The sequence below is a fragment of the Burkholderia sp. KJ006 genome (genome assembly GCF_000262695.1).
In the GTDB taxonomy this organism is placed as follows: domain Bacteria; phylum Pseudomonadota; class Gammaproteobacteria; order Burkholderiales; family Burkholderiaceae; genus Burkholderia; species Burkholderia vietnamiensis.
In genome coordinates, this window is the sequence record NC_017920.1 from 1,873,208 (window position 1) to 1,893,904 (window position 20,697).

A 20,697-nucleotide genomic window follows, 5' to 3' on the forward strand; every position below is an offset into this window, starting at 1 on the left:
GATGCCGGTACAACGGCAGCACCGACGCGCACGTTGACGGGGAAATTGCTACGGAATCTTTCCGTGACCGCGCAACGCATGCGCGGATCAGCGCTTGTACAACTCGCGGACGGCGTCCTCGATGTGCTGGCGCAACAGGTGGCGCTCCTCGGGCGTCATGTGCCCGTCGCGGCGGCGCTGTTCGAGATCGGGAGGCACGGCGGAACGGCCGGCGGAATCGGCCGCGTGGTCGGACTGCGTCGCTTTGCCCCGCGACAGCTTGCGCGACGATGCGCCCTGCTCGGGGCGCTGCGCATACGCGACGTTCGACGCATATGGACCGGCGAGCGCGATCGTCAGCATCAGTGCAATCCGGGCAGATCGCATGACCGTCCTCGCTTCTTTGGTCGATTTGTTCGCTTCGTCACGCGGCAACCGGTTACCTCTGGTACTTGAAAAACCCTGCGAATTCGGGCGTACAAAGATGAAAGATGGAGTGCAGGGGAGTATCTACCGAATTTCGGCTTCGAGTAAAGGAATCTCTATAGCCTGCCTTTACTCCGTGCGACACTACGGGTAAATTTTGTAACCGACTGTAACGCGCGAAAATACGCAAGCGTGCGTCATTTCCCATTCGCGATAAGATGCCGCTCATGGAAACGAAAAACCCCTCCAAGATTCTCGTCGTCGACGACGACCCGCGCCTGCGCGATCTGCTGCGCCGCTATCTCGGCGAGCAGGGTTTCAACGTATACGTCGCTGAGAACGCGACGGCGATGAACAAGCTCTGGGTGCGCGAGCGCTTCGATCTGCTCGTGCTCGACCTGATGCTGCCCGGCGAAGACGGCCTGTCGATCTGCCGCCGGCTGCGCGGCAGCAACGATCGCACGCCGATCATCATGCTCACCGCGAAGGGCGAAGACGTCGATCGCATCGTCGGGCTCGAGATGGGCGCCGACGATTACCTGCCGAAGCCGTTCAACCCGCGCGAACTCGTCGCGCGCATTCACGCGGTGCTGCGCCGTCAGGCGCCGGCCGAGTTGCCGGGCGCGCCGTCGGAAACCACCGAGGTGTTCGAGTTCGGCGAATTCTCGCTGAACCTCGCGACGCGCACGCTGACGAAGTCCGGCCAGGAGATCCCGCTCACGACCGGCGAGTTCTCGGTGCTGAAGGTGTTCGCGCGCCATCCGCGCCAGCCGCTGTCGCGCGAGAAGCTGATGGAACTCGCGCGCGGCCGTGAATACGAAGTCTTCGATCGCAGCCTCGACGTGCAGATCTCGCGCCTGCGCAAGCTGATCGAGCCGGACCCGGGCAGCCCGCGTTTCATCCAGACCGTCTGGGGCCTCGGCTACGTGTTCATCCCCGACGGCGCGGCCTGATCCCCTTTCTTCCGGTTTCGCCCGCCTACGGCCCGTCCCATGCGTATCGACCGGCGCCTCCTGCAGCTCGCGTTCGGCGGGCTGTTCTGGCGCACCTTCCTGCTGATCGCGCTGCTGATCTCGGTCAGCCTCGCCGCGTGGTTCCAGAGCTTTCGCGTGATCGAGCGGGAGCCGCGCGCGCAGCGCGTCGCGCTCCAGCTCGTCGCGGTCGTGAAGCTCACGCGCACCGCCCTGCTCTATTCCGATCCCGACTTGCGGCGTGCGCTGCTGCAGGACCTCGAGAGCAACGAGGGCGTGCGCGTCTATCCGCGCGAAAAGACCGACAAGTTCAAGCTGCAGCCCGACGAATCGCTGAACCGGCTGATCGAACACGACATCCGCAGCCGCCTCGGCGACGACACCGTGATCGCGCAATCGGTCAACGACATTCCCGGCGTCTGGATCAGCTTCAAGATCGACGACGACGACTACTGGGTCGCACTCGATCGCGACCAGCTCGACAACGTGACCGGCCTGCAGTGGGCCGGCTGGGGTCTGTTCGCGCTGGCGCTGTCGCTGTTCGGCTCGGCCTTCATCACGAGCCTCGTGAACCGGCCGTTCTCGCGGCTCGCGCTGGCCGCGCGTCAGGTCGGCTCGGGCCAGGCGCCGGAGCCGCTGCCCGAGCGCGGGATGGGCGTCGCGGCCGACACGAACCGCAGCTTCAACCAGATGGTGCGCGACCTCGAACAGCTCGAGGCAGACCGCGCGCTGATGCTCGCGGGCATCTCGCACGACCTGCGCACGCCGCTCGCGCGGCTGCGGCTCGAAACCGAGATGAGCCCGTCCGATCAGGCGACCAAGGACGCGATGGTCGACGACATCGAGCAGATGGACCGCATCATCGCGGCCTTCATCGACTATGCGCGCCCGGCCCAGCGCAGGCCGGAGCCGGTGGACCTGTCGTCGATCGCGCACGAGGTCGCCGCGCGCGTGTCGAACGAAGACGGCGTCCAGATCCGCACGCGGCTCGCGCCGAGCGCCGTGATCGAAGCCGACGAAACCGACATGCGCCGCGTGATCGGCAACCTCGTCGAGAACGCGCGTAAATACGGCCAGAGCCGCGACGACGGCATCTCGCGTATCACGCTGGAGACGCGCGTCACGCACGCGCGCGTCGAGCTGTCGGTGAGCGACGAAGGCCCGGGCATCCCGGAAGACCAGCTGCCGCTCGTGATGCGGCCGTTCTACCGCGTCGACACCGCACGCACCAAGGCGGACGGCACGGGCCTCGGGATGGCGATCGTGCTGCGCCTGGTCGGCCGCTATCGCGGCGCGCTGCGGCTGCGCAACCGCAGCCCCGAGGCCGGCCTCGAGGTCTCGCTCGAATTCCCCGCCGCCGGCAAGGCGCGCGCGACCGCATGACGCGTGTACGCACGTTTCGTGCGCGCCGCACTATCGCCGCAGTTGAAAAAAACTATGGCGCGTGTTAGTAAAAATCTATTGAATGGCTTTATTAATAGTGCTATAGTCTGCCCTATGCTGTCACAACGACGTTGCAGCACCGAGGTAGCTTGACTCAGTCTTCTTCCCAACACATACAGGAGTATCCGCATGAAAACCGTGGGCGATAAACTCGAAGCTTTCACCGTCGTAGCCGCGAAGCCGGGCTTCAACAATCATGAGGAAAACGGCCAGTCGGCGTTCGAAACCGTCACCGAAACGTCGTTCCCGGGCAAGTGGAAGATCATCTACTTCTATCCGAAGGACTTCACGTTCGTGTGCCCGACGGAAATCGTCGAATTCGCGAAGCTGGCGAAGCAGTTCGAAGAACGCGACGCCGTGCTGCTCGGCGGCAGCTCGGACAACGAATTCGTCAAGCTCGCATGGCGCCGTGAGCACAAGGATCTCGACAAGCTGAACCACTACTCGTTCGGCGACGTCAAGGGCGAACTGATCGACCAGCTCGGCGTGCGCGACAAGGAAGCCGGCGTCGCACTGCGTGCCACGTTCATCGTCGATCCGGACAACACGATCCAGCACGTCTCGGTGAACAACCTGAACGTCGGCCGTAGCCCGGAAGAAGTCCTGCGCATTCTGGACGGCCTGCAAACGGACGAACTGTGCCCGTGCAACCGCGCGGTCGGCGGCGCAACGCTGTAAAGCGCATCGATGCTCGAAGCCCGCGGCGCACGTGCTGCCTGCGGGCTTTTTTAACGGCCAACCCATAGGAGATGTCAATGGAATTCATCGACTCGATTAAGGCATGCATCCCCGACTACGCGAAGGACATTCGCCTGAACCTCGACGGCACGATCTCGCGCTCGTCGCTGGAAGGCAACGATGCGGTCGGCGTCGCGCTGGCGGCGGCGTTCGCGGCGAAGAGCACGGTGCTCGTCAAGACGATCCGCGAAGCCGGCGTGCTGTCGCCCGAAGAGACGAACGCGGCGCTGACCGCGGCCGCGCTGATGGGGATGAACAACACCTGGTATCCGTATGTCGAGATGGCCGACGACGCCGACCTGAAGACGCAGCGCGCCGAGCTGCGGATGGGCGCGTATGCGTCGCATGGTGGCGTCGACAAGCGGCGCTTCGAGATGTATGCGCTCGCCGCGTCGATCGTCGGCAAGTGCCACTTCTGCGTGCAGTCGCACTATGCGCTGCTGAAGAACGAGCAAGGCATGACGACGACGCAGCTGCGCGACGTCGGCCGCATCGCGTCGGTGATCAACGCCGCCGCGCAGGTGATCGCCGCCGAAGGCGCATAAGCGCGCGGGCCGCAGCGGCCCGACCCGCAAAACGACAAATGCCACGCATCAGCGTGGCATTTGTCATTCGGGCGGCACACGCTGCACGCCGCACGCCGGATCGAACCGGCCTGCGACGCGCACGCGCAACCGCTACTTCACCAGCAGCGCGGCCGCCTGCGCCTCGATGCCGTCGCCGCGGCCGAGATAGCCGAGCTTCTCGTTGGTCTTCGCCTTCACGTTCACACGTTCGAGCGGCAAGCCGAGGTCGGCCGCGATGTTCGCGCGCATGCCGTCGATGTGCGGCGCGAGCTTCGGCGCCTGCGCGATCACGGTGCTGTCGACGTTCTGGATCGTGAAGCCGGCCGCCTTCACGCGCGCCGCGCATTCGCGCAGCAGCACGCGGCTGTCCGCGCCCTTGAAGGCGGCGTCGGTGTCGGAGAAATGGCGGCCGATGTCGCCGAGCGCCGCCGCGCCGAACAGCGCGTCGGTGATCGCGTGCAGCAGCACGTCCGCATCCGAGTGGCCGAGCAGCCCGCGCTCGTACGGAATCGTCACGCCGCCGATGATGAGCGGGCGCCCCGAGACGAGCTGATGCACGTCGTAGCCTTGTCCGATTCTGAAATCCATGCGTGTTCCGGTTGAGATGAAGTGAAAGTCAGGAGGCGTGCGCGGGAGCCGCGAGAATCGCTTCCGCGAGCGAGAAGTCTTCCGGGTAGGTGACCTTGAAGTTGCGCAGGCTGCCCTGCACGACGCGCGGCGTATGGCCCGCCCATTCGATCGCGCTCGCCTCGTCGGTCAGGTCGTGCCCTTCGCGCTGCGCGCGCAGGATGGCGTCGCGCAGCATGCCGATGCGAAACATCTGCGGCGTCTGCGCCTGCCACAGCGCGTCGCGCGACTCGGTGCGCGCGATCGCGTCGCCGCCGGTCGGCACGCGCTTGAGCGTATCGGCGACCGGCAGCGCGAGGATGCCGCCCACCGGATCGTCCTTCAGCGTCGCGACCAGCGTGCGGATCAGCGTCGGCGTGATGCCGGGGCGCGCGGCGTCATGCACGAGCACCCAGTCCTGGTCGGTCGCGCCGAACTCGGCGAGCCCGAGCAGCCCGTTGAGTACCGACGCCTGACGCGAGCCGCCGCCGCAGCGGCGCACCGCGAAGCGCAGGCCCGCGAAGCGGCGTGCGTCGAAATGGGTATCGTCGGGCGCGAGCACGACGAGCGTCTGGGCGAACTCGCTGCAGGCGTCGAACGCGGCGAGCGTGTAATGGAGAAGCGCGCGACCGGCCAGCGTGCGGTATTGCTTCGGCACGGCCGAACCGGAGCGGCTGCCCGTGCCGGCGCAGGGAATCAGGGCAAAAAGTCGGGGTGTCACGAACGGAGAACGCCGGAAAGGTGAAATCGAGAAGCGGATTTTATAATAGGTCTTTCGTCTCGACCGGCGCACCGCGCTGCGCCCGTGCCCGCCACCCCTGCCGTCCCTATGCCAGACACCGCTACCAACCCGTTCGCCTCGCCCGTCGCCCGCGTCAAACCGGGCCAGCGCTTCATCTTCGACGGCGCGCACGGCTCCGCAGACGCACTCGCCATCGCCCGCTATCTTGCCGAGAACCGCGACGCGGTCCCGCTCCTCGCGGTGATCTGCGCGAATGCGGTCGACGCACAGCGGCTGTCGCAGGAGCTGCGCTACTTCTCGCCGGATGCGCGCGTACGCCTGCTGCCGGACTGGGAGACGCTGCCGTACGACACGTTCTCGCCGCACCAGGATCTCGTCTCCGAGCGGCTCGCGACGCTGCACGACCTCGGCGAGGGCCGCTGCGACATCCTGCTGGTGCCCGCGACCACCGCGCTGTACCGGATGCCGCCCGCGTCGTTCATGGCCGCCTACACGTTCGCGTTCGCGCAGGGCGAGCGGCTCGACGAGGCGAAGCTGAAGGCGCAGCTGACGCTCGCCGGCTACGAGCACGTGAGCCAGGTCGTGCGGCCCGGCGAATACTGCGTGCGCGGCTCGCTGATCGACCTGTATCCGATGGGCTCGCCGCTGCCGTACCGGATCGACCTGTTCGACGATCAGGTCGACTCGATCCGCGCGTTCGATCCCGATACGCAGCGCAGCCTGTACCCGGTGCGCGACGTGCGCCTGCTGCCCGGCCGCGAATTTCCGTTCGACGAGGCCGCACGCACGGCGTTCCGCAGCCGCTGGCGCGAGACCTTCGAAGGCGATCCGAGCCGCGCGCCGATCTACAAGGACATCGGCAACGGCGTCCCGTCGGCCGGCATCGAGTATTACCTGCCGCTGTTCTTCGACGAGACGGCCACGCTGTTTCACTACCTGCCGCAGGCCGCGCATCTGGTGTTCACCGGCGACCTCGAGGCGTCGATCCGCCGCTTCACCGCCGATACGAAGCAACGCCACGCGTTCCTCGCGCACGATCGCGAACGGCCGATCCTCGAGCCGCAGCGGCTGTTCCTGTCGGACGAGGATTTCTTCGCGTTCGCAAAACCGTTCGCGCGCGTCGTGCTGCCCGCACAGCCGGCCGGCGGCTGGGCGACGCCGCTGCCCGAGCTGACGGTCGACCGCCATGCCGACGATCCGCTCGCCGCGCTGCGCACGTTCGTCGAGTCGTCGGGCAAGCGCGTGCTGCTGACGGTCGAATCGGCCGGCCGCCGCGAAACGATCCTGCAACTGCTCGCCGAGCATCGGCTGCGCCCCACGTCGAACGACCACTTCGCGGGCTGGCTCGACAGCGACGCGCCGTTCGCGCTCGGCGTCGCGCCGCTCGCCAGCGGCTTCGCGGTGCCGGCCGAAGGCTACGCGATCGTCACCGAAACCGAGCTGTACGGCGCGCTCGGCCGCCGCGCGGGGCGCCGGCGCCAGGAACAGGCGAGCAACGTCGACGCGATGGTGCGCGACCTGTCGGAGCTGAAGGTCGGCGATCCGGTCGTCCATGCGCAACACGGGATCGGCCGCTACATGGGCCTCGTGTCGATGGATCTCGGCGAAGGCGAGACGGAATTCCTGCATCTCGAATACGCGGGCGACAGCAAGCTCTACGTGCCGGTCGCGCAACTGCACGTGATCTCGCGCTACAGCGGCGCCGATCCCGACAGCGCACCGCTGCACGCGCTCGGTTCGGGCCAGTGGGAACGCGCGAAGCGCAAGGCCGCGCAGCAGATCCGCGACACGGCCGCCGAGCTGCTGAACCTGTACGCGCGCCGCGCCGCGCGCGAAGGCCACGCGTTCGCGCTCGATCCGCGCGACTACGTGAAGTTCGCGGAGAGCTTCGGTTTCGAGGAAACGCCCGACCAGGCCGCCGCGATCGCCGCCGTGATCGGCGACATGACGAGCGGCAAGCCGATGGACCGCCTCGTGTGCGGCGACGTCGGCTTCGGCAAGACCGAGGTCGCGCTGCGCGCGGCGTTCATCGCGGTGATGGGCGGCAAGCAGGTCGCGCTGCTGTCGCCGACCACGCTGCTCGCCGAGCAGCACACGCAGACCTTCGCCGACCGCTTCGCCGACTGGCCGGTGCGCATCGTCGAGCTGTCGCGCTTCAAGACCGCGAAGGAAGTCAATGCGGCGATCGCGCAGATCAACGAAGGCAGCGTCGACATCGTGATCGGCACGCACAAGCTGCTGTCGTCCGACGTGCAGTTCAAGCGCCTGGGCCTCGTGATCATCGACGAGGAGCATCGCTTCGGCGTACGTCAGAAGGAAGCGCTGAAGGCGCTGCGCGCGGAGGTCGACGTGCTGACGCTCACCGCGACGCCGATCCCGCGCACGCTCGGCATGGCGCTCGAAGGGCTGCGCGACTTCTCGGTGATCGCGACCGCGCCGCAGAAGCGGCTCGCGATCAAGACCTTCGTGCGGCGCGAGGAAGAAAGTGTGATCCGCGAGGCGATGCTGCGCGAACTGAAGCGCGGCGGCCAGGTGTACTTCCTGCACAACGAGGTCGAGACGATCGAGAACCGCAAGGCGATGCTCGAGGCGCTGGTGCCCGAGGCGCGCATCGTGATCGCGCACGGCCAGATGCACGAGCGCGAGCTCGAGCGCGTGATGCGCGATTTCGTCGCGCAGCGCGCGAACGTCCTGCTCTGCACGACGATCATCGAGACCGGCATCGACGTGCCGAGCGCGAACACGATCATCATGCACCGCGCCGACAAGTTCGGCCTCGCGCAGCTTCACCAGCTGCGCGGCCGCGTCGGCCGCTCGCACCACCAGGCTTATGCGTACCTGCTGGTGCACGATCCGCAGTCGCTGACCAAGCAGGCGCAGCGCCGGCTCGAGGCGATCCAGCAGATGGAGGAGCTCGGCTCGGGCTTCTATCTGGCGATGCACGACCTCGAGATCCGCGGCACCGGCGAGGTGCTCGGCGACAAGCAGTCGGGCGAGATCCACGAGATCGGCTTCCAGCTGTACACCGACATGCTGAACGACGCGGTGAAGGCGCTGAAGAACGGCAAGGAGCCGGACCTCACCGCCCCGCTCGCCGCGACGACCGAGATCAACCTGCATGCGCCCGCGATCCTGCCGGCCGACTACTGCGCGGACGTGCAGGAGCGTTTGTCGCTCTACAAGCGGCTGGCGAATTGCGAGCACGGCGATGCGATCGACGGCATCCAGGAAGAGCTGATCGACCGCTTCGGCAAGCTGCCGCCGCAGGCGCAGGCGCTCGTCGAAACGCACCGGCTGCGGCTCGCCGCGAAGCCGCTCGGCATCGTCAAGATCGACGCGAGCGAGGTCGCGATCGGGCTGCAGTTCGAGCCGAACCCGCCGATCGATCCGATGCGCATCATCGAGATGGTGCAGAAGCATCGGCACATCAAGCTCGCCGGGCAGGACAAGCTGCGCATCGAGACGCGCTCGCCGGATCTGGCGATCCGCGTGTCGACGATCAAGGAGACGCTGCGCGCACTCGCGCCGAGCGCCGCACGCTGAGCGGCGGCACGCACGCACCAGGCACCACGCACGCGATGCTGCGCCGCATCGCGTGCGGCAAAGGCGGCGCGACGCGTTTTTGAGTATGATTTTCCCATTCCTCAGACGGAGTTTTGCCATGTCCATCCTCGACGCGCCGGCACCTTCCGCCGCCGACCAACCCGACGCGTCGCTCGTCAGCCTGCCGTGGATCGAGCGGCTGGTGTCGATGGACACGACGAGCCGCGTGCCGAACCTCGGCCTGATCGAAACGGTGCGCGACGCGCTCGCCGCGAGCGGCATCGAGTCGACGCTCACGCACGACGCGCGCGACGGCTGGGCGAACCTGTTCGCCACGGTGCCCGCGCACGACGGCTCGACCGATGGTGGCATCGTGCTGTCGGGTCACACCGACGTCGTGCCGGTCGACGGCCAGCAGTGGGACAGCGACCCGTTCGCGCCGCAGCTGCGCGACGGCCGCCTGTACGGTCGCGGCACCTGCGACATGAAGGGCTTCATCGGCGCGGCGCTCGCGCTGCTGCCCGAGATGCAGGCAGCCAGGCTCGCGAAGCCGATCCACTTCGCGCTGTCCTACGACGAGGAAATCGGCTGCGCCGGCGCGCCGCTGCTGATCGCCGATCTGGTCAAGCGCGGCGTGAAGCCATCGGGCTGCATCGTCGGCGAGCCGACCAGCATGCGCCCGATCATCGCGCACAAGGGCATCAACGCATACCGTTGCTGCGTGCGCGGCCATGCGGCGCACTCGTCGCTGACGCCGAAGGGGCTGAACGCGATCGAGTACGCGGCGCGCCTGATCTGCCACATCCGCGACCTCGCGGAGCGCTTCCGCGCCGAAGGGCCGTTCGACGCGCTGTACGACGTGCCGTTCACGACCGCGCAGACGAGCACGATCCAGGGCGGCAACGCGATCAACACGGTGCCGGCCGAATGCCGGTTCGACTTCGAGTTCCGCAACCTGCCGACGCTCGACCCCGAGCAGATCTTCGCGCGCATCGAAGCGTATGCGCAGGAAACGCTGCTGCCGCAGATGCGCCGCGAGCATCCGAACGCGGCCATCGAGTTCTCGAAGATCGCCGCCGCGCCGGGCCTCGACGCGACCGAGCAGGCCGCGATCACGCAGCTCGTGCGCGCGCTCACGGCCGATCAGGACAAGCGCAAGGTCGCGTACGGCACCGAGGCCGGCCTGTTCGAACGCGCGGGCATTCCGAGCATCGTGTGCGGGCCCGGCAACATCGAGCAGGCGCACAAGCCGAACGAATACGTCGAGCTCGCACAGCTCGCCGCGTGCGAGCAGTTCCTGCGCAAATTCATCCGCAGCATGTCGGTCGACGCGCACTGACCGCCCGCGCCGGCCTGCGCACGCGGGCCGGCCCCACTCTCCCCATCCGCCACGTCATGTCGACTGAATCAACGGGCCCGGCCCACACGACGATCGACGGCGAGCCGATTCCGACGCTCGACGAAATCGCCGCGCAGCATTTCGCGTTGTCGCCCTGGGTCGCGCGCACGCCGGTATTCGAACGCGCCGATCTGCCGACGCTCGAAGGTACGCACGTCAACTTCAAGTTTGAGCTGCTACAGGCGAGCGGCAGCTTCAAGGCGCGCGGCGCGTTCACGCACGTGCTCGCGCTCGACGAAGCGCGCAAGAACGCCGGCGTCACCTGCGTGTCGGCCGGCAATCATGCGGCGGCCGTCGCATATGCGGCGATGCGGCTCGGCAGCAGCGCCAAGGTCGTGATGCCCCATACCGCGAGCCCGGCGCGCATCGCGCAGTGCCGCGCGTATCGCGCGGAAGTCGTGCTGGCCGGCAGCGCGTCGCAGGCATTCGACCTCGTGCGGCGCGTCGAGGCCGAGGAAGGCCGCTTCTTCATCCATCCGTTCAACGGCTATCGCACGATTCTCGGCACCGCGACGCTCGGCTACGAATGGGCAACGCAGACGCCCGACCTCGATGCGGTGATCGTGCCGATCGGCGGCGGCGGCCTCGCGGCCGGCATGGCCACCGCGTTGCGCCTCGCGAATCCGCGCGTGCACGTGTACGGTGTCGAACCCGAAGGCGCCGACGCGATGTGCCGCAGCTTCGCGGCGAACCACACGATCAAGATGGGCGCGATGCAGAGCATCGCCGATTCGCTGATGGCGCCGCACACCGAGGAATACAGCTATCAGCTGTGCCGGCGTCACGTCGACCGGATCGTCACCGTGTCGGACGACGCGCTGCGCGCGGCGATGCTGTTCCTGTTCTCGCATCTGAAGCTGGCGGTCGAGCCCGCGTGCGCGGCCGCGCTCGCGGGGCTGCTCGGCCCGCTGCGCGAAACGCTGCAGGGCAAGCGGGTCGGCGTGCTGCTGCCGGGCACGAACACCGATCCGGCCACGCTCGGCATGCATCTCGCGCACGCGCAGCTGCAGCGCTGAACCCGCTCGCGACGCTCAGGGTTATCCCCAGTTTTTGTTGACAGCCCTGTTGATAACCCGCCGCACCTCTCTGCAAGTGGTTGAGCGCGCAGCGTTTTACGTGCGCGCACGGGGCCGGACGCAAAATAGGCAGATGCGGCCGGCGAACGCGATCCATCGGCGCTTTGCGCGGCGCAACCCACCCTTCGTGATCCCGATCATCGCCGTCCGCTGCACCGCGGCGATCCGCCACGCGTAGCGCGGGCGATTCCTCACACGAACGATCGAACCATCGGCGTGCGTGTCGCGCCGGCATCCGGCATCCGGCATCCGGCATCCGGTCGCGCTCGGGTTCGCGATCGCCGTCGACGCGCGGCCGCACGCAAACGAAACGGGCGCCCGAAGGCGCCCGTTGCAGTCGACACGTCAGTGTTCCGCTTACTTGCTTTCGAACATGTCCATGATCTGCTGCTTCTCCTGCTGCGTGACGGGCGGCGGCGCGAGCCCCGCCGCACCGGCCGAGCCGAGTGCGTCGTTCGCGCTGATCGCGTTCTCGGCCGGGTTGATGTCGACGCTCGCCACGAAGCCGTTGCCCGGCGTGCGGTCGGCGTAATACAGCTCGCCGTCGATCGTCGTCAGCCCGTCGGGCATCGGCATCTGCTGCTCGGGCACGCCGTTCAGCGCGGTGCGCATGTAGTTCACCCAGATCGGCAACGCGAGCTGCGCGCCGAATTCGCGGCTGCCGAGGCTCTTCGGCTGATCGAAGCCCATCCACGCGACCGCGACGAGCGACTGTTGATAGCCGGCGAACCAGCCGTCCTTCGCATCGTTGGTCGTACCCGTCTTGCCCTGCAGGTCGCTGCGGCCGAGCGCGTTGGTGCCCGCGCCGGTGCCGGCCGTCGCGACCGAATGCAGCAGGCTGTTCATCACGTACGCGTTGCGGCCTTCGATCGTGCGCGGCGCCGTGCTGCCCGCGACCGCCGGCTGCGACTTCTGCAGCGGCTGGCCGCGCGCGTCGTCGACTTCGGCGATCAGATACGGATCGACCTTGTAGCCGCCGTTCGCGAACACGGCGTAGCCGGTCGCGAGCTGCAACGGCGTGACGAGCCCGGCGCCGAGCGCCATCGGCAGGTACGGCGGCGTCTTCGCCGGATCGAAGCCGAAGCGCTGCGTCACGTACTGCTGCGCGTACTGCGTGCCGATCGACGCGAGGATGCGGATCGACACGAGGTTCTTCGAGCGCTGCAGCGCAGTGCGCATCGACATCGGGCCGTCCGGCTGATCGTCGTCCTTCGGCTCCCACGCGGTGCCGCCCGGCACGCTCGGCGGGAAGTACAGCGGCGCATCGTTGATGATCGTCGCCGGCCCCATGCCCTTGTCGAGCGATGCCGAATAAATGAACGGCTTGAACGACGAGCCCGGCTGGCGCCACGCCTGCGTCACGTGGTTGAACTTGCTCTTGTTGAAGTCGAAGCCGCCGACCAGCGAACGGATCGCACCGTCCTGCGGCGCGATCGCGACGAGCGCGCCTTCGACCTGCGGCAGCTGCACGACCTGCCAGCCCGTCTTGCCGTCCTTCAGCACGCGCACGATCGAGCCCGGCTTGATCCGCAGCGTCGCGTTCGCGCGCGGGCTCAGCGCGGCGGACACGAAGCGCAGGCCGGCCGGCCCGATCGTCGTGGTCGCGCCGCCGACGAACTGCACGTCGACCGCATTCGGCGATGCCGACAGCACCACGGCCGATTGCAGATCGCCGTTGTCGGGGTGATCGGCGAGCGCGTCGTCGACCGCCTCGTCGCGATCGTCACCGGCGGCCGGCAGATTGATCGACCCTTCCGGCCCGCGATAGCCGTGGCGGCGCTCGTAGTCGAGAATGCCGCGCCGCACGGCCTGATAGGCCGCTTCCTGATCGGCCGCGTTGATCGTCGTGGTGACGGTCAGCCCGCGCGTATAGGTTTCATCCTTGTACTGCTCGTACATCATCTGCCGCACCATCTCGGCAACGTATTCGCCGTGCACCGCGTACTGGTTGCCCGGCGTGCGCACGTGGATCTCCTCCTTCACCGCCTGGTCGTACTGCGGCTGCGTGATGTAGCCGATTTCGAGCATGCGCTTGAGGATGTATTCCTGACGCACCTTCGCGCGCTTCGGATTGACGACCGGGTTGTACGCGGACGGCGCCTTCGGCAGCCCCGCGAGCATCGCCGCCTCGGCGAGCGTAATGTCCTTCAGGTCCTTGCCGAAGTACACGCGCGCGGCAGCCGCGAAACCGTACGAGCGCTGGCCCAGATAGATCTGGTTCATGTACAGCTCGAGGATCTGGTCCTTCGTCAGCGCGCGCTCGATCTTGTACGCGAGCAGCATCTCGTAGATCTTGCGCGTGTAGGTCTTCTCGCTCGACAGGAAGAAGTTGCGCGCGACCTGCATCGTGATCGTGCTCGCGCCCTGGCGCGCGCCGCCGTGCAGCAGGTCGGCCACGCCCGCGCGCAGGATGCCGAGGAAATCGACGCCGCCGTGTTCGTAGAAGCGGTAGTCCTCGATCGCGAGCACCGCCTTCTTCATCACGTCGGGAATGTCCTGGAAGCGCACGAGACTGCGGCGCTCCTCGCCGAACTCGCCGAGCAGCACGTGATCGGCGGAATACACGCGCAGCGGCACCTTCGGCTGGTAGTTGGTCAGCGCGTCGAGCGACGGCAGCTGCGGCGCCATCACGACGAGCGCATAGCCGACGATCAGCGCGCCGACGATCGCGAGCGTCGCGAACAGGCCGACGAACCACAGCGCGACGCGCGAGCCGAACGAGCGACGCCCGTCGCCGTCGCGGCCGCCGCCGCGGCGCGATGCGCGACGGTCGTCGTCGGGCTCGTCGTCATCGGGGTAATAGGCTCCCGACGGCGAACGGCGCAGCGAGTAGTGAGGTTCTTTCCGATCGGAGGAGGAAGACGGTCGTTTGATGATTGGCATGTCGGAATGGCGGGCGAACGTGGCGCCCTCGGACGCATGCGGATAGGCAAGCGGATGAATCAGAGTGGGTGCATCGTGGCACTGTCACGTCGACAGACCGCGTGGCGCAGCGATCCGTTCCCGCGACGTGACAGCGCATTTTAATGAAATCGACCGGTTGACTTCGCGATTTTTTGTAAAAATTCCCGCACTGCGGCGAATTGCGGAACGTATTCGCCGCAGGCTGCGCCTATCATGGTCGCGCAGCGCGCTGCGCGCCGCGCCGTTGCTTTCAATCGCGAAAGCATCGAATCGACGCGACCCGCAGCGCTTGAACTCGCGCAATTAAGCCGTATTTAAGCGGGCGGCGGTGTAATATCCGCCGGCTCACGCGGGTCGGAACCGATTCGCGACGGGCGTTGCCGCTCACGCGGCACCTTTCAAACCACGGAGGATTTCATGTCGCTTTTCGACTCTGTCTCGCGCACGATCAAGGGCCTGCTGAACGACGCGGCCGATTCGGTACAGGATCCGTCGCGCGACGCACGGCAGATCGTGCGGGAGCTCGACGACAGCATCGGCCGTGCCGAGAATTCGCTGATCGAAATCGAGGCACAGGTCGCGACCCAGCGCAGCAAGCGCGATGCGGCCGACGACAAGGTGAAGAAGTACGAGGACGGCGCGAAGCGCGCGCTGCAGGCCGGCGACGAAGCGCTCGCGCGCGAGGCGCTCGCCGCGCAGGCGAACGCGGAAGCCGAGCGCGACGCGCTCGCGGCCGAGCTGACCACGCTCGAACCGTCGGTCGACAAGCTGAAGGGGCAGATCGCCGACATGCGGGCGCGCCGCAACGATCTGAACGCCCGCTCGAACATCCTGCAGGCAAAGCAGGAAATCGCGCAGGCGAAGGATGTCGCGGCGAGCGCCCTGGGCGGCATCGGCGGCAAGAACCTGTCGGAAGACTTCCAGAAGCTCGAGGACAAGGTCGCGCTGCAGAATGCGCGTTCGGACGCACGCCTGAACTCGGCCGACACGTCGAGCGGCAAGGCGCTCGACGACAAGCTCGCCGCATTGAACAAGGGCCCGTCGGTCGAAGACCGCCTCGCGGCGCTGAAGAAACAGCTCGACACGCCCGCGCAGTAACGGCACGCGCGCCGCGGGCCGAGCGTCCGCGGCGCGCACCGATCCAGGAGGCGGGCAAGCATGCCCGGTTCGATCATGAAGAAATCCCTCGCCGCACTCGGCCTCTCGCTGATGCTGCTGTCGTCCGCCGCGTTTGCGGTCCCGTCGCTGCAACAGGTCGAGCAGTCGATCGCCCAGCGCGACTGGCAACGCGCCGACACGCAGTTGTCGCAAGTCATCGACGCCCATCCGAACAACGCGCACGCGCGCTATCTGTACGCGCAGGTGCTCGACCGCGAAGGCCGCGCGTCCGACGCGCTCGCCCAGCTGCAGCAGGCCAGGACGCTCGATCCGCAACTGCGCTTCACCGACGCGTCGCGCTTCGCGCAAACCGAAGCGCGCATCCGTGCGGATGCCGGACGTACGCGCGCCACCACGCCTGCCGCGCCGCAAGCCGGCTCGTTGCAGCCCTCGGTCGCGCCAGTCGCGCCGGTGGCGCCGCCCGCGAAACACGGACCGTCCGCCGGCATGTGGATCGTGCTGGGCCTGCTCGTCGCGATCATTGCGCTGGTGCTGCGCTGGACGCTGCGCCGCGCGCGCTCCGCGGGCGACAGCCGCGCCGACGACGAACGGCGCACGCAGCTGAAGCGCGCCACCGACGTGCTGAACGACATCCGTCCGCTGAAACTCGACGCCAAGCTGTCGACGGCGCCCGGCGCCGCCGCGCTCACCGGCGAGCTCGAAGGCATCGAAACCGATGCGCGCGCACTGGTCGAAGCGCTGTCGAGCGGCAAGAGCCCGGTGCCGCCCTATCGGATCGACGAACTCGAACAGCGGCATGCGAGCGTGAAGGCTCGCGTCGAAGGCCGTCCCGATCCGAGCGCGCCGCCGGCCGCGCCCGCGAACGGCAGCGGCTCCGTGTATGCGCAGGAAGCCGATCGCGTGACCGGCATGCAGGGCCAGCCGTATCAGCAACAACCATACCCGCAGCAACCGTACCCGCCCCAGCAGCCGCCCGTCGTGGTGCAGCAAGGCGGCGGTTTCGGCGGCGGCATGGGCGGGCTGCTGACCGGCGTGCTGCTCGGCGAAGCGATGTCCGGCGGACGCGAGCGCGTGGTCGAGCGCGACGTGATCGTCGACGATCAGCGCCGCCGCCCCGACAACAACGATGCGGGCTTCGACCTCGGCCGCGGCGACAACACCGACTGGAGCGACGGCAACGGCGGCGGTGTCGATCTCGGCGGCAACGACGACGGCTGGACCGACGACAACAGCTGAGCGTTCCCGTCGACACCTCGCACGACGCCCGCCTGCGCGCCTTCCCGCATCGAAGTGCGCGCGCCCATCGATTTGTTAATCATCTCAAGATGGGCTACCGACAATGGGGCACGTTCGCTATCATGCGGCCATCGGCGTGCCTCCGATACCCCACCGATCAGACGCTTCGCAGCCCTGCGCGTCGCGGCACGCCTGTCCCCGCCCCAACCAGGAGAAAGCCGCTCATGAGCATAATCAAGGAATTCAAGGAGTTCGCCGTCAAAGGCAACGTGATGGATCTCGCCGTCGGCGTGATCATCGGCGGCGCGTTCTCGAAGATCGTCGACTCGGTCGTGAAGGACCTCATCATGCCGGTGATCGGCGTGCTGACCGGCGGTCTGGATTTCTCGAACAAATTCATTCTGCTCGGCACCATCCCGCCGTCGTTCAAGGGTAATCCCGATTCGTTCAAGGACCTGCAGGCCGCAGGCGTCGCCGCATTCGGCTACGGCTCGTTCATCACCGTGGCGATCAATTTCGTGATCCTTGCGTTCATCATTTTCCTGATGGTGAAATTCATCAACAAGCTGCGCAAGCCCGCCGAAGCCGCTCCGGCCGCGACGCCCGAAGACGTGCTGCTGCTGCGCGAGATCCGCGATTCGCTGAAGCAGCGCTGAGCGCCGCACCACGCCGGCTCACGCCGCGTCATGCCGTATCTGCCAGGCCCGCCACGTGCGGGCCTTTTTCATCGGCGCGGCACGCCTCGCACTTTTTTGTGACGCGCGAATGCACGCGCGCGAAAAGCAGGTCTATGATGGAGACTAAACGACAGTACGAGCGCCAAGACGCTGGCTGTGTCGATCATCGTGGCAAGCGGGTCGACGGGAGACATTGATCGTCGTACCTCACGAATGCAGCATTTTCGTGTGCTATAAAGGATCGACATGCGGCGTACATAGCCGGGAGTGGGTCGCATGAAAGTGCCGCATTTCTTGCAATTGTTTTTGAGGCGAGTGTTTATGTCCTTCCCGAAAAAACGTCGACGCGCGCAACAGGATGGCCACGAGTCGTTCCTCGCGGTATTGCGCCATTCGAAGCCGTTCGCGCAACTCGACACCAAGATTGCCCGCGCCCGTGCGCAGGACGAGCCCGTCCTCTATGCCCACGTGCTGCCCGGCCTCGACGTGCTCCTGTGCAGCGTGCGCGGCGCACACCCGCCCTATCCGGCCATTGCCGAGCTCCGCAAGCGCTGCATCGAATCGATCGCCAACGCACTCGAACAGCCGCTCGACGGTCTCGAGAACGGCGGCTATTGGTACGAGGCAAACGGCTTCGGCTTCCTCGTGTTCGCGAGCCGCGCCCGCACGCGCATCCTGCCCGAGTTTGGTGCGGGCACGAAGGCGAGCCTGCGCGGCGGGCTCGGACGCCAGAACGCCGGCGACACGACGCCGCGCTCGCTCGGCTGAACCGACACAGCAAGATGGGCCGCCCGAGGGCGGCCCATCTGCCATTCACGCGTACCGTTTCGGCCGTGCCGCGCTCATGTCGCGGCGCCGCGTCCGTTGCCGGGCCGCAGGATGTCGATGAACGCGGCGAAATCCGCGCCGGCAAGGCCCTGCGCGGCGCCCAGCCGCAACACCTGCTGCACCGTCGCCGCTACGGGCATCACCGCGCCCGTGTCGCGGGCCGCGTCCGCGATTGCATCGACATCCTTCTGAAACGTGCTCAGCGCGCCGATCGACGGATGACCGGCTGACGTCATCCGCGGCACGAAGGTCTGCAGCAGTACCGAATCCGCCCAGCCGCCCGCCAGCGCGTCGGCCAGACGCGCGGCGTCGATGCCGCTCGCCTGCGCGAGGCCCACGGCTTCGGCAATCGCGGTGACCGTCGCGGTGACGATCGCCTGGTTGCACAGCTTCGCCGTCTGTCCCGCGCCCGCGTCGCCCATATGCGTGATGCGCGACGCGTAGCGGTCGATCAGCGGCCGCACCGCCTCGAGGTCCACAGCGTTGCCGCCGGCCATCACCGCGAGCGTGCCGGCCTGCGCGCCCGGCACGCCGCCCGATACCGGCGCGTCGACCCAGCCGACGCCGAGCGCCGCCGCACGCGCCGCGTAATCGCGCGTCGCGGCAGGCGCGATGCTCGAGTGATCGACGATGCGTTGCACGCGGCGCGCGTTCGCGTCGCCGGCGAGCAGCCCGTGCGCGCCGAACACGACGTCGCCGACCGCGCGGCCGTCGAGCACGCACACGAACACCGTATCGACCTGCTCGGCCAGTTCACGCGGCGTGTCGACCACCCGCGCGCCGTCCTGCTCGAGCGCCTCCGCCTTCGCGCGCGTGCGATTCCATACGCCGACGCGGTGCCCCGCCGCCAGCAAATGCCGAATCATCGGCGCGCCCATCAGTCCCGGTCCGCAAAATCCGATTTCCACGATATTCGTCGCCTCCAATCAAGGTTGCAGTTGCCGCCCATCATACCTATCACTCAAACAGGCCTGGTGCGCGCGGCCGCGCGTCGGGCCCCGCACATACCGACATTTCACGGAGCCCATCATGAGCGACCACGTGTACAAGCTGATCGAACTGACCGGATCGTCGCGGCAATCGTGCGACGACGCGATCCGCAACGCGATCTCGAAAGCCGGCAAGACGCTGCACAACCTGCACTGGTTTCAGGTCACCGAAACGCGCGGACACATCGAAGGCGATCAGGTGATCCACTGGCAGGTCACGCTGAAAGTCGGCATGCGCATCGACGACTGACGCGCCGAACGCGCCCGGAAGCCCGGCGCGCGGAACCCGCGGATGCGTGCAACGCGCGTCCGCGTGGGTCTTCGCGCCCGTGTACCGCCCTTCGCGCGAGGCCCGTCCGGCTCGCGGCCGCGGGTATCCATCGCTTGACGCTGATTTTCTTCCATATTAAAAACGATATACCCCACCTCCCCCTCGATCAGCCTGGACATATAAACGGAGATACCATGAGTCAGCAACGCGAGGCGATCGACACGTACCTCTTGCGCGTCTTGCACACCTTGTTGATGGAGCGCAGCGTCACGCGCGCGGCCGTCAAACTGAACCAGTCGCAACCGGCGATCAGCGCCGCGCTGCGCCGCCTGCGCGACATCACCGGCGACCCGCTGCTCGTGCGCGGCAAGTCCGGCATGGTGCCGACCGAATACGGGCTGCGCCTGCTCGAGCCGGTGCAGAACGCGCTGCGCGAGATCGAGCGCATCAAGTTTCAGCAGCACAGCTTCGACCCGGCCACGTCGATCCGCTGCTACCGGATCGGCTGTCCCGACTATCTGAACGTGCTGTTCGTGCCGACGGTGGTCGAACGCTTCCGTCAGGCCGCGCCGAATGCGACGCTCGAATTCCACTCGCTCGGCCCCGCGTTCGACTACGAACTCGCACTCGAAGACGGCAAGCTCGACATCGTCGTCGGCAACTGGCCCGAGCCGCCCGAGCAGCTGCATTTGTCCAACCTGTTCGTCGACGAAATCGTTTGCCTGATGAGCAACACGCATCCGTTCGCGAAGCGCGGCGGGCTTACGCTCGATCAGTACCTGAACGCGCCGCACCTCGCGCCGACGCCGTATTCGGTCGGCCAGCGCGGCGCGATCGACGTGCATCTCGCGCGCGAACGGCTCAAGCGTCACGTGGTCGTCACGCTGCCGTACTTCAACCTCGCGCCGTATGTGCTCGTGAAGTCCGATCTGATCTTCACGACGACGCGCCTGTTCGCCGACCATTACGCGAAGTTCCTGCCGCTGTCGGTCGTGCCGGCCCCGCTCGACTTTCCGCCGATGCAGTACTACCAGCTGTGGCACGAACGCTGCCATTACTCGGACGAAGTGCGCTGGCTGCGCAGCCTGGTTGCCGAAGCGACGCGCACGTTGATCGAGGCGTAAGCGTAGCGGCCGGGCGCGGCAGGAAGGCGCAACGCCGGCCGCGCATGTTCGCGCGCGCCG

General features: G+C 67.2%; 18 protein-coding genes. 13 read left to right on the forward strand and 5 right to left on the reverse strand.

Annotated features, from left to right (window positions below):
* Positions 1-87 precede the first annotated feature (87 nt).
* Positions 88-366: a hypothetical protein gene (locus tag MYA_RS08435; protein ID WP_014723178.1), complete on the reverse strand. Its 279-nt coding sequence runs from the start codon at positions 364-366 to the stop codon at positions 88-90.
* 257 nt (positions 367-623) lie between these two features.
* Between MYA_RS08435 and ompR the strand changes: the two genes are divergently transcribed.
* The 4 genes from ompR (at position 624) to MYA_RS08455 (ending at position 4,102) form a co-directional block, all read left to right on the forward strand.
* Positions 624-1,358 carry an osmolarity response regulator transcription factor OmpR gene (ompR, locus tag MYA_RS08440; RefSeq protein ID WP_004192636.1) on the forward strand — a complete coding sequence of 245 codons (735 nt, stop codon included), beginning with the start codon at positions 624-626 and terminating at the stop codon, positions 1,356-1,358.
* Positions 1,359-1,397: 39 nt separating this feature from the next.
* Positions 1,398-2,759 carry an ATP-binding protein gene (locus MYA_RS08445; RefSeq protein ID WP_014723179.1) on the forward strand — a complete coding sequence of 454 codons (1,362 nt, stop codon included), beginning with the start codon at positions 1,398-1,400 and terminating at the stop codon, positions 2,757-2,759.
* Between the two features lie 189 nt (positions 2,760-2,948).
* Positions 2,949-3,497 carry a peroxiredoxin gene (locus MYA_RS08450; protein WP_011885088.1) on the forward strand — a complete coding sequence of 183 codons (549 nt, stop codon included), beginning with the start codon at positions 2,949-2,951 and terminating at the stop codon, positions 3,495-3,497.
* Positions 3,498-3,574: 77 nt separating this feature from the next.
* Positions 3,575-4,102, forward strand: coding sequence for a carboxymuconolactone decarboxylase family protein (locus MYA_RS08455; RefSeq protein ID WP_014723180.1), 528 nt, complete (start codon positions 3,575-3,577; stop codon positions 4,100-4,102).
* Positions 4,103-4,234: 132 nt separating this feature from the next.
* Here the strand turns inward: MYA_RS08455 and ispF are convergent, their stop codons facing one another.
* The gene (ispF, locus tag MYA_RS08460; protein WP_014723181.1) at positions 4,235-4,711 is read right to left on the reverse strand and encodes a 2-C-methyl-D-erythritol 2,4-cyclodiphosphate synthase; all 477 of its coding nucleotides are present in this window, start codon (positions 4,709-4,711) and stop codon (positions 4,235-4,237) included.
* A 28-nt stretch (positions 4,712-4,739) separates the two neighbouring features.
* Positions 4,740-5,450, reverse strand: a complete 711-nt coding sequence (gene ispD, locus MYA_RS08465; protein WP_014723182.1) for a 2-C-methyl-D-erythritol 4-phosphate cytidylyltransferase — start codon at positions 5,448-5,450, stop codon at positions 4,740-4,742.
* Positions 5,451-5,558: 108 nt separating this feature from the next.
* Between ispD and mfd the strand changes: the two genes are divergently transcribed.
* The 3 genes from mfd to MYA_RS08480 all read left to right on the forward strand — a co-directional run bounded on the left by mfd (position 5,559) and on the right by MYA_RS08480 (position 11,429).
* Positions 5,559-9,014 (forward strand): transcription-repair coupling factor, encoded by a 3,456-nt coding sequence (gene mfd, locus MYA_RS08470; protein WP_014723183.1) that lies wholly within the window; start codon positions 5,559-5,561, stop codon positions 9,012-9,014.
* Between the two features lie 118 nt (positions 9,015-9,132).
* On the forward strand, positions 9,133-10,353 hold the full coding sequence (gene argE / locus MYA_RS08475) for an acetylornithine deacetylase (protein WP_011885093.1): 1,221 nt from the start codon (positions 9,133-9,135) through the stop codon (positions 10,351-10,353).
* Between the two features lie 56 nt (positions 10,354-10,409).
* Complete coding sequence (locus MYA_RS08480) at positions 10,410-11,429, forward strand: threonine/serine dehydratase (RefSeq protein WP_014723184.1); 1,020 nt, start codon at positions 10,410-10,412, stop codon at positions 11,427-11,429.
* Positions 11,430-11,846: 417 nt separating this feature from the next.
* Here MYA_RS08480 and MYA_RS08485 read toward each other — a convergent pair whose 3' ends face one another.
* Positions 11,847-14,372 (reverse strand): penicillin-binding protein 1A, encoded by a 2,526-nt coding sequence (locus MYA_RS08485; protein ID WP_014723186.1) that lies wholly within the window; start codon positions 14,370-14,372, stop codon positions 11,847-11,849.
* A gap of 438 nt (positions 14,373-14,810) precedes the next feature.
* Between MYA_RS08485 and MYA_RS08490 the strand changes: the two genes are divergently transcribed.
* From MYA_RS08490 to MYA_RS08505, 4 genes are all read left to right on the forward strand, one after another.
* Entirely contained in the window at positions 14,811-15,491 is a 681-nt protein-coding gene (locus tag MYA_RS08490) for a PspA/IM30 family protein (protein WP_011885096.1), read from the forward strand.
* Positions 15,492-15,566: 75 nt separating this feature from the next.
* Entirely contained in the window at positions 15,567-16,748 is a 1,182-nt protein-coding gene (locus tag MYA_RS08495) for a tetratricopeptide repeat protein (protein WP_041493965.1), read from the forward strand.
* Positions 16,749-16,972: 224 nt separating this feature from the next.
* Complete coding sequence (gene mscL / locus MYA_RS08500; RefSeq protein WP_011885098.1) at positions 16,973-17,404, forward strand: large conductance mechanosensitive channel protein MscL; 432 nt, start codon at positions 16,973-16,975, stop codon at positions 17,402-17,404.
* Between the two features lie 342 nt (positions 17,405-17,746).
* Entirely contained in the window at positions 17,747-18,193 is a 447-nt protein-coding gene (locus MYA_RS08505; protein ID WP_014723190.1) for a hypothetical protein, read from the forward strand.
* A gap of 74 nt (positions 18,194-18,267) precedes the next feature.
* Here MYA_RS08505 and MYA_RS08510 read toward each other — a convergent pair whose 3' ends face one another.
* The gene (locus MYA_RS08510) at positions 18,268-19,161 is read right to left on the reverse strand and encodes an NAD(P)-dependent oxidoreductase (protein ID WP_014723191.1); all 894 of its coding nucleotides are present in this window, start codon (positions 19,159-19,161) and stop codon (positions 18,268-18,270) included.
* Positions 19,162-19,282: 121 nt separating this feature from the next.
* On the opposite strand from MYA_RS08510, the gene MYA_RS08515 reads away from it, so the two are divergent.
* Both MYA_RS08515 and MYA_RS08520 read left to right on the forward strand, forming a co-directional pair.
* Positions 19,283-19,492 carry a dodecin gene (locus MYA_RS08515; protein ID WP_006755984.1) on the forward strand — a complete coding sequence of 70 codons (210 nt, stop codon included), beginning with the start codon at positions 19,283-19,285 and terminating at the stop codon, positions 19,490-19,492.
* Positions 19,493-19,707: 215 nt separating this feature from the next.
* Positions 19,708-20,637, forward strand: a complete 930-nt coding sequence (locus MYA_RS08520; RefSeq protein ID WP_011885102.1) for a LysR substrate-binding domain-containing protein — start codon at positions 19,708-19,710, stop codon at positions 20,635-20,637.
* The last annotated feature ends 60 nt before the right edge of the window (positions 20,638-20,697 follow it).

What these genes read in the sequence shown, in the direction of transcription:
- MYA_RS08445 (WP_014723179.1), top strand. Translation starts at nt 1,398, where the DNA reads ATGCGTATCGACCGGCGCCTCCTGCAGCTCGCGTTCGGCGGGCTGTTC.
- MYA_RS08495 (WP_041493965.1), top strand. Translation starts at nt 15,567, where the DNA reads ATGAAGAAATCCCTCGCCGCACTCGGCCTCTCGCTGATGCTGCTGTCG.
- MYA_RS08485 (WP_014723186.1), bottom strand. Translation starts at nt 14,372, where the DNA reads ATGCCAATCATCAAACGACCGTCTTCCTCCTCCGATCGGAAAGAACCT.
- MYA_RS08520 (WP_011885102.1), top strand. Translation starts at nt 19,708, where the DNA reads ATGAGTCAGCAACGCGAGGCGATCGACACGTACCTCTTGCGCGTCTTG.
- MYA_RS08480 (WP_014723184.1), top strand. Translation starts at nt 10,410, where the DNA reads ATGTCGACTGAATCAACGGGCCCGGCCCACACGACGATCGACGGCGAG.
- mscL (WP_011885098.1), top strand. Translation starts at nt 16,973, where the DNA reads ATGAGCATAATCAAGGAATTCAAGGAGTTCGCCGTCAAAGGCAACGTG.
- mfd (WP_014723183.1), top strand. Translation starts at nt 5,559, where the DNA reads ATGCCAGACACCGCTACCAACCCGTTCGCCTCGCCCGTCGCCCGCGTC.
- ispF (WP_014723181.1), bottom strand. Translation starts at nt 4,711, where the DNA reads ATGGATTTCAGAATCGGACAAGGCTACGACGTGCATCAGCTCGTCTCG.
- MYA_RS08450 (WP_011885088.1), top strand. Translation starts at nt 2,949, where the DNA reads ATGAAAACCGTGGGCGATAAACTCGAAGCTTTCACCGTCGTAGCCGCG.
- ompR (WP_004192636.1), top strand. Translation starts at nt 624, where the DNA reads ATGCCGCTCATGGAAACGAAAAACCCCTCCAAGATTCTCGTCGTCGAC.
- argE (WP_011885093.1), top strand. Translation starts at nt 9,133, where the DNA reads ATGTCCATCCTCGACGCGCCGGCACCTTCCGCCGCCGACCAACCCGAC.
- MYA_RS08515 (WP_006755984.1), top strand. Translation starts at nt 19,283, where the DNA reads ATGAGCGACCACGTGTACAAGCTGATCGAACTGACCGGATCGTCGCGG.
- MYA_RS08490 (WP_011885096.1), top strand. Translation starts at nt 14,811, where the DNA reads ATGTCGCTTTTCGACTCTGTCTCGCGCACGATCAAGGGCCTGCTGAAC.
- MYA_RS08505 (WP_014723190.1), top strand. Translation starts at nt 17,747, where the DNA reads ATGTCCTTCCCGAAAAAACGTCGACGCGCGCAACAGGATGGCCACGAG.
- MYA_RS08455 (WP_014723180.1), top strand. Translation starts at nt 3,575, where the DNA reads ATGGAATTCATCGACTCGATTAAGGCATGCATCCCCGACTACGCGAAG.
- MYA_RS08435 (WP_014723178.1), bottom strand. Translation starts at nt 366, where the DNA reads ATGCGATCTGCCCGGATTGCACTGATGCTGACGATCGCGCTCGCCGGT.